This window comes from Caulobacter sp. D5 (assembly GCF_003185805.1).
Classification (GTDB): Bacteria; Pseudomonadota; Alphaproteobacteria; order Caulobacterales; family Caulobacteraceae; genus Caulobacter.
Map to the genome: position 1 here is coordinate 1 of NZ_QHJY01000370.1, position 8,133 is coordinate 8,133.

5 protein-coding genes are annotated in these 8,133 nt (G+C 66.5%); 4 read left to right on the forward strand and 1 reads right to left on the reverse strand.

Going from position 1 to position 8,133, the window contains the following annotated elements; all coding sequences use genetic code 11:
* Nucleotides 1–93: 93 nt before the first annotated feature.
* Nucleotides 94–1,863: a PAS domain-containing methyl-accepting chemotaxis protein gene (locus DMC18_RS21120; protein WP_110133286.1), complete on the reverse strand. Its 1,770-nt coding sequence runs from the start codon at nucleotides 1,861–1,863 to the stop codon at nucleotides 94–96.
* Nucleotides 1,864–2,412: 549 nt separating this feature from the next.
* Here DMC18_RS21120 and sucC point away from each other — a divergent pair.
* The 4 genes from sucC to DMC18_RS21140 form a co-directional block, all read left to right on the forward strand.
* Complete coding sequence (gene sucC / locus DMC18_RS21125) at nucleotides 2,413–3,612, forward strand: ADP-forming succinate--CoA ligase subunit beta (RefSeq protein ID WP_110120086.1); 1,200 nt, start codon at nucleotides 2,413–2,415, stop codon at nucleotides 3,610–3,612.
* 2 nt (nucleotides 3,613–3,614) lie between these two features.
* Complete coding sequence (sucD, locus tag DMC18_RS21130) at nucleotides 3,615–4,499, forward strand: succinate--CoA ligase subunit alpha (RefSeq protein ID WP_110120085.1); 885 nt, start codon at nucleotides 3,615–3,617, stop codon at nucleotides 4,497–4,499.
* 276 nt (nucleotides 4,500–4,775) lie between these two features.
* Nucleotides 4,776–7,739, forward strand: a complete 2,964-nt coding sequence (locus DMC18_RS21135) for a 2-oxoglutarate dehydrogenase E1 component (protein ID WP_110133287.1) — start codon at nucleotides 4,776–4,778, stop codon at nucleotides 7,737–7,739.
* A 111-nt stretch (nucleotides 7,740–7,850) separates the two neighbouring features.
* Nucleotides 7,851–8,133, forward strand: a 283-nt coding sequence (locus DMC18_RS21140; RefSeq protein WP_304539040.1) for a biotin/lipoyl-containing protein, incomplete at its 3' end; no start/stop codon positions are given.

Genomic DNA, 8,133 nt, shown 5'->3' on the forward strand with positions numbered 1-8,133 from the left:
GGGTTGGGTGGGGGTGACAGCAGCCTTGCCGGCTGAACCGCCGCATCACCCCCATCCCCGACCCTTCCCCCATCAAGGGGGAAGGGAGAGGTCTCAGAACTCCGTCCATTCATCCGCGGCGACGGTCCCGCCGCCGCTGGCGACCTTGCGCGGGGCCGGGCGCGACTGGCCGGGACGCGATACCGGCTGGCGGCGGATCTCGGAGGGGGCGATCTGGCCGCCGCCGGTGGTGCTGAACCGCGAGATCAGCTGGGCCAGTTCGGCGGCCTCCATCTTCAGGCTGGCCGAGGCCACCGTGGCCTCCTCGACCATGGCCGTGTTGCGCTGGGTCACCTCGTCCATGCGGTTGACGGCGGTGTTGACCTCCGAGAGGCCCGTGGCCTGCTCGCGCGAGGACTCGGCGATCTCCAGGATCAGGCCGTCGATGCGGCCGACCTTCTCGACGATGGTCGACAGGGCCTCGCCGGTCTCGCCGACCAGCCGCACGCCGCGGCCGACCTGGGAGGTGCTCTTGGCGATCAGGGCCTTGATCTCCTTGGCCGCTTCCGCCGAACGCTGGGCCAGGGCCCGCACTTCCGAGGCCACGACCGCGAAGCCCTTGCCGGCGTCACCGGCGCGCGCGGCTTCGACGCCGGCGTTGAGGGCCAGCAGATTGGTCTGGAAGGCGATCTCGTCGATCACGCCGATGATGCTGGTGATCTTGCCCGAGCTTTCCTCGATCTCGCCCATGGCCGCGACCGCCTCGCCGACGATCTCGCCCGAGCGGGTAGCGTCGACGCGGGCGGCCGAAGCGACCTGCGAGACCTCGCGCGCGCCCTCGGCGCTGCGGTTGACGGTGGCGGTGATCTGGTCGAGGGCGGCGGCGGCCTCCTCGAGATTGGCGGCCTGGATCTCGGTGCGGCGCGACAGGTCGTCGGCGGCGATCGAGATCTCCTGCGCCCCGGCCCCGACGCTGCGGGTGGCCGACGACACCACGCCCATGGCCCCGTCCAGGGCCGACATGGCGCTGTTGAAGTCGTTGCGCACCTTGTCGAACTGCGGATCGACCGGCTTGCTGATGCGATAGGTCAGGTCGTTGCGGGCCAGGTGGTCGAGGCCCTGGGCGATCTCGTTGACCGCGTGCACGCGGCCGGTGACCACGGTGGCGAACTTCACGACCTTGGCGATGCGGCGCTTGTGGTCGAAGATCGGGTTGTACGAGGCCTGGATCCACACCTCGCGCCCGCCCTTGCCCACGCGCTTGAACTCGGCGGCGACGAACTCGCCGCTGTTCAGGCGGTCCCAGAAGGCGGCGTAGTCCGGCGAATTGGCATAGGCGCCGTCGACGAACATCCGGTGGTGGCGACCCTGGATCTCGCTCAGCGTATAGCCCAGGGCGTCGAGGAAGTTCTGGTTGGCGGTGACGATCTCGCCGGCCGGGGTGAACTCGATCATCGCCTGGGCGCGGCTGACGGCCTCCATCTTGCCGTGCTGCTCGGCGGCGCGGCGCTTCTGCTCGGTGATGTCGGTGGCGCCCTTGACGATGCGCGTGACGCCCCCGCGCGCGCCGCGGATCGGATTGTAGGAGGCCTGGATCCAGACCTCGCGGCCGCCCTTGCCCACGCGCAGGTACTCGCGGGCGTCGAATTCGCCGCGCCCGAGCTTGGCCCAGAAGGCGGCGTAGTCGGCGCTGGCGGCGTAGTCCGGCTCGACGAACAGGCTGTGGTGGCGGCCGACGATCTCCGACAGCGCATAACCCATGGCCGCGCAGAAGTTCTCGTTGGCGGTGAGGATCCGGCCCTTCGGATCGAACTCGATGGTCGCCAGCGACCGGTCCAGCGCGGCCAGGGTCTCGACGGCCTGGACTTGTGAGCGATTGAACATGGAAGTCTTCCATTGCAGGCCGGGACAAGGGGGTCGCCGGGCGCGTATCGGACTAGCAAGAGCTTCGATGCGGTAAATAGATTATTTATACTACGGCGGCGTCTCGAAACTCCAAGTAGAGCCCAACTCCCGCCAGCCTATTGCGCACGAAGAGCATCGTATTTAAGCCGTTGTTTCTTCGAGAAGCTTCAGCACCCAATAGCTAAGCTTGAGTGGAAGATCGCGGTTCTGCGACAAAAGCGCCTCGCGCCCGGCACGACCCTCTCCAGGCCTCCCGTCGCTCATTTCGCAGGCGCCGCACGCCCAAAAAAGCGACCGCCGTCGGCGCGCCTCCAAGACCGCCATTCCAGATAACCGGAGTCTGTGGGCGCTTTCGTAAAAGTGCAGGTTTTTCCTGCCTCTCGCCTTCCCGGATGGGCCGGGAGCGTTCTTTCGGACAATCGATCAGCAGAAGGCGACACCTTATCGCCCCCATGCGGTTGCGCCTGCGAAATCACGCTCCTATAACGCCGCCACATTCAAGAACCGTCGCGGAAGACCGGTCCCCTCATGAACATTCACGAGCATCAAGCCAAAGCCGTCCTCGCGGAGTTCGGCGCCCCCGTCCCGCGTGGCTTCGCGGCGTTCACTCCCGAAGAGGCCGTCGCCGCCGCTGAGAAGCTGGGCGGTCCGGTCTTCGTCGTGAAGAGCCAGATCCACGCCGGCGGCCGCGGCAAGGGCAAGTTCGAGGGCCTCGGCCCCGACGCCAAGGGCGGCGTCCGCGTCGTCAAGTCGGTCGAAGACGTCAAGGCGTCGGCCGAGGAAATGCTCGGTCGCGTGCTGGTCACGCACCAAACCGGCCCCAAGGGCAAGCAGGTGAACCGCCTCTACATCGAGGAAGGCGCTGCGATCGCCAAGGAATTCTACCTGTCGCTGCTGGTCGACCGCGAAACCTCGATGGTTTCGGTGGTCGCCTCGACCGAAGGCGGCATGGACATTGAGGACGTGGCCCACGCCACCCCGGAAAAGATCCACTCGTTCTCGATCGACCCCGCCACCGGCGTGTGGCCGACCCACCAGCGCGCGCTGGCCAAGGCCCTGGGCCTGACCGGCGGCCTGGCCAAGGAAGCCGCCGTGCTGCTGACGCAGCTCTACACGGCGTTCCTGGCCAAGGACATGGCCATGCTGGAGATCAACCCGCTGATCGTCACGGCCGACGACCACCTGCGCGTCCTGGACGCCAAGCTGTCGTTCGACGGCAACTCGCTGTTCCGTCACCCGGACATCCGCGCCCTGCGCGACGAGACCGAAGAAGACCCCAAGGAAATCGAAGCCTCGAAGTACGACCTGGCCTACATCGCCCTCGACGGCGAAATCGGCTGCATGGTCAACGGCGCAGGCCTGGCCATGGCCACCATGGACATCATCAAGCTGTACGGCGCCGAGCCGGCCAACTTCCTCGATGTCGGCGGCGGCGCCAACAAGGAGAAGGTCACCGCGGCCTTCAAGATCATCACCGCCGATCCGGCCGTGAAGGGCATCCTGGTCAACATCTTCGGCGGCATCATGCGCTGCGACATCATCGCGGAAGGCGTCATCGCCGCCGTGAAGGAAGTCGGCCTGCAGGTTCCGCTCGTCGTTCGCCTGGAAGGCACCAACGTCGAGCTGGGTAAGAAAATCATCTCGGAAAGCGGCCTGAACGTCATCGCCGCCAACGATCTGTCTGACGGCGCCGAAAAGATCGTCGCGGCCGTGAAGGGTGCTCGCTAATCATGTCGATCCTCATCGGTTCTGAAACCAAGGTCATCACCCAGGGCTTCACCGGCGCCCAGGGCACGTTCCACTCCGAACAGGCCATCGCCTACGGCACCAAGATGGTCGGCGGCGTCACCCCGGGCAAAGGCGGCCAGACGCACATCGGCCTGCCGGTGTTCGACACGGTCGGCGAAGCCAAGGAAGCCACCAACGCCGACGCCTCGGTGATCTACGTCCCGCCGCCCTTCGCGGCCGACTCGATCCTGGAAGCCATCGACGCCGAAATCCCGCTGATCATCTGCATCACCGAAGGCATCCCGGTGCTGGACATGGTGCGCGTGAAGAAGGCCCTGAAGGGTTCGCGTTCGCGCCTGATCGGCCCGAACTGCCCGGGCGTCCTGACCCCGAACCAGTGCAAGATCGGCATCATGCCGGGCGGCATCTTCTCGGAAGGCTCGGTCGGCGTCGTGTCGCGTTCGGGCACCCTGACCTATGAAGCCGTGTTCCAGACCACCAACGCGGGCCTTGGTCAGACGACCGCCGTCGGCATCGGCGGCGACCCGGTGAAGGGCACCGAGTTCATCGACGTGCTCGAACTCTTCCTGGCCGACGAAGCCACCAAGTCGATCGTCATGATCGGCGAGATCGGCGGCTCGGCCGAAGAAGAAGCGGCCCAGTTCCTGAAGGACGAAGCCAAGCGCGGCCGCAAGAAGCCCATGGTCGGCTTCATCGCCGGTCGCACGGCTCCTCCGGGCCGTCACATGGGTCACGCCGGCGCCATCATCTCGGGCGGCAAGGGCGGCGCCGAGGACAAGATCGCTGCGATGGAAGAAGCGGGCATCCGCGTCTCGCCGTCGCCGGCGAAGCTGGGCGAGACCCTGCTCGAAGTCCTCAAGGGCTAAGAACTACACCGAAACCCCGCCCCGTGCGGGGCCCAGGTTTTTTGCGACCGCCAGTCGACGATCCGAAAAAATCACCTGGGCCTCGCCATCCGGCGCGGGCGACGGGAGATTGACAGACTATATTTACGGGACCGGTCTAACCACCGGTCCCGTAAACGGATCCGAAGCGTGGCGGCCGAAAATGGATAGCGGCCAACCGGTCGTCGCGCTTCATGTTTCAAACGAGCTCGTGATCCCGCCGGATGGCCTCGGCGGGCGAGCATCGAGGCGAAGACGATGGCGGACGACGCAGGCATCATCAATCAGGTCTTGACCGAGACCTCCTTCCTCTACGGCGCGAACGCCGCCTTCGTAGAGGACCTCTACGCCCAGTGGGCGGAGAACCCCGGGTCGGTCGAGCCCTCTTGGAACGCCTTCTTCTCCTCGCTGGCCGAGCAGGCCGACCAGGTCAAGCGCGCCGCCCAGGACCCGGCCTGGACCCCCAAGAAGGTCCCCAGCGTCCGTCCCGACTGGCTTTCGGCCCTCGACGGCCAGTGGGCCACCGTCGCCCCCGCCGTCGAAGCCAAGATCGCCAAGGCCGTCGAGGCCAAGGCTCCCGGCGTCTCCGCCGAAGCCGTCCGCGCCGCCACGCTGGACAGCCTGCGCGCCATCATGATGATCCGGGCCTACCGGATGCGCGGCCACCTCGCCGCCAACCTCGACCCGCTGGGCCTGGAGCCGCCGAAGGCCGCGCCCGAGCTCGACCCGGCCACCTACGGCTTCACCGAAGCCGACTATGACCGCCCGATCTTCCTCGACTTCGTGCTGGGTCTGGAGACCGCCACGATCCGCGAGATCCTGTCGATCGTCCGCCGCACCTACTGCGACAACGTCGGCGTGCAGTACATGCACATCTCGAACCCCGACGAGAAGGCCTGGCTGCAGGAGCGCATCGAGGGCCGCGACAAGGAGATCGTGTTCTCGAAGGAGGGCAAGGTCGCCATCCTCAAGAAGCTGATCGAGGCCGAGGGCTTCGAGAAGTTCCTGCACAAGCGCTTCCCCGGCACCAAGCGCTTCGGCCTCGACGGCGGCGAAGCCATGGTCCCGGCCATGGAGCAGATCATCAAGCGCGGCGGCGCGCTGGGCGTGAAGGACATCGTCCTGGGCATGCCGCACCGCGGCCGCCTGAACGTGCTGGCCGCCGTGATGGGTAAGCCCTACCACGTGATCTTCCACGAATTCCAAGGCGGCTCGTCGGTGCCCTCGGACGTCGAGGGTTCGGGCGACGTGAAGTACCACATGGGCGCCTCGTCGGACCGTGAGTTCGACGACAACAAGGTCCACCTGTCGCTCACCGCCAACCCGTCGCACCTGGAAATCGTCAACCCGGTCGTCATCGGCAAGGCCCGCGCCAAGCAGGCCTTCCTGCTGCGCGAGACCCCGGACGCCGGCCGCGGCCACGTGCTGCCGCTGCTGCTGCACGGCGACGCGGCCTTCGCCGGCCAGGGCGTGGTGGCCGAGTGCTTCACCCTGTCGGGCCTGAAGGGCTACCGCACGGGCGGCACCATCCACTTCATCGTCAACAACCAGATCGGCTTCACCACCAGCCCGCGCTACTCGCGCAGCTCGCCGTACCCGAGCGACATGGCCCTGATGGTCGAGGCACCGATCTTCCACGTGAACGGCGACGACCCCGAAGCGGTCGTGTTCGCCTCTAAGGTGGCCACCGAATACCGCCAGAAGTTCGGTAAGGACGTGGTCATCGACATGGTCTGCTACCGTCGCTTCGGTCACAACGAAGGCGACGATCCCACCATGACGTCGCCGCTGATGTACGCGAAGATCAAGGGTCACCCGCCGACCCGCGAACTCTACGCCAACCGCCTGATCGGCGAAGGCCTGATCACCCAGGGCGAGTCCGACGGCTGGGTCTCGGAGTTCGAGACCTTCCTCGACAACGAATTCGAGAGCGGCAAGAGCTACAAGGCCAACAAGGCCGACTGGCTCGACGGCAAGTGGAAGGGCCTGGCCCAGCCCGGCGACGAAGAGCGCCGCGGCAAGACCGACGTGCCGCTCGCCAAGCTGCAGGAACTGGCCGCCAAGATCACGGCCATCCCCGAGCGCATCGACGCCCACAAGACCGTGCGCCGCGCCATCGAGAACCGTCGCGACGCCTTCACCAAGGGCGAAGGCCTCGACTGGGGCGCCGCCGAGCACATGGCCTTCGCCACCCTGCTCGACGAAGGCTTCCCGGTCCGCCTGTCGGGCCAGGACTCGGTCCGCGGCACCTTCACCCAGCGCCACTCCGACGTCATCGACCAGAAGACCGAAGAGCACTATACGCCGCTGAACAACATCCGTCCGGGCCAGGCCAACTACGAAGTCATCGACTCGGCCCTGTCGGAAGAGGCGGTGCTGGGCTTCGAGTACGGCTTCTCGCTGGCCGATCCGAACACCCTGACCCTGTGGGAAGGCCAGTTCGGCGACTTCGTGAACGGCGCCCAGGTGGTCATCGACCAGTTCATCAGCTCGGGCGAGCGCAAGTGGCTGCGGATGAGCGGTCTGGTGATGCTGCTGCCGCACGGCTACGAAGGCCAGGGCCCCGAGCACAGCTCGGCCCGCCTCGAGCGCTTCCTGCAGTCGTGCGCGGAAGACAACATGCAGGTGGTCAACTGCACCACCCCGGCCAACTACTTCCACGCCCTGCGTCGCCAGATGCACCGTGAGTACCGCAAGCCGCTGATCGTGATGTCGCCCAAGAGCCTGCTGCGCCACAAGCGCGCCGTCTCGAACCTCTCCGATCTGGCCGAAGGCACCGCCTTCCACCGCGTGATGGTGGACGGCGCCGAAGCCGGCTGCGACGTCGGCGGGATCACGCTGAAGAGCGACGACCAGATCAAGCGCGTCATCATGTGCTCGGGCAAGGTCTACTTCGACCTGATCGACCAGCGCGCCAAGACCGGCCGCGACGACGTCTACATCCTGCGTCTGGAGCAGTTCTATCAGTGGCCGCTGAAGTCGGTCATGGGCGTGCTGAACCGCTTCAAGAACGCCGAGCTGCTGTGGGTTCAGGAAGAGCCGAAGAACATGGGCGGCTGGACCTTCGTCGATCCGTGGATCGAGCTCACCCTCGACAAGATGGACATCAAGGCCAAGCGCGCCCGCTACGTCGGCCGCCCGGCCAGCGCCTCCACCGCGGCCGGCCTGATGAGCCGCCACCTCAAGGAACTCGAAGCCTTCCTCACCGAAGCCTTCGCCTAAGAGTTCAAACCTTCAAGCCGCCGCGCCCTTCGACTTGTTCGATAGGCGCGGCGGTTTAAGTTCGCACCCGACCCTGACCGCCAGATCAAAAAGAGACATCGGAACCTAACCATGGCCGACATCATGACCCCCGCCCTGGGCGAATCCGTCACCGAAGCGACGGTCGCCCGCTGGACCAAGAAGGCCGGGGAGGCCGTGAAGAAGGACGAGCTGCTCGTCGAGCTGGAAACCGACAAGGTCAGCCTCGAAGTCGTGGCTCCGGCCGACGGCGTTCTGGTCGCCATCAGCGCCGAGGAAGGCGCCACCGTGGTTCCGGGTACGGTCCTGGGCGTGGTGACCGAAGGCGCGACCGCCTCGGCCGCTCCCGCCGCCGCCCCGGCCCCGGCCGCTGCTC

What these genes read in the sequence shown, in the direction of transcription:
- DMC18_RS21120 (WP_110133286.1), bottom strand. Translation starts at nt 1,863, where the DNA reads ATGTTCAATCGCTCACAAGTCCAGGCCGTCGAGACCCTGGCCGCGCTG.
- sucC (WP_110120086.1), top strand. Translation starts at nt 2,413, where the DNA reads ATGAACATTCACGAGCATCAAGCCAAAGCCGTCCTCGCGGAGTTCGGC.
- sucD (WP_110120085.1), top strand. Translation starts at nt 3,615, where the DNA reads ATGTCGATCCTCATCGGTTCTGAAACCAAGGTCATCACCCAGGGCTTC.
- DMC18_RS21135 (WP_110133287.1), top strand. Translation starts at nt 4,776, where the DNA reads ATGGCGGACGACGCAGGCATCATCAATCAGGTCTTGACCGAGACCTCC.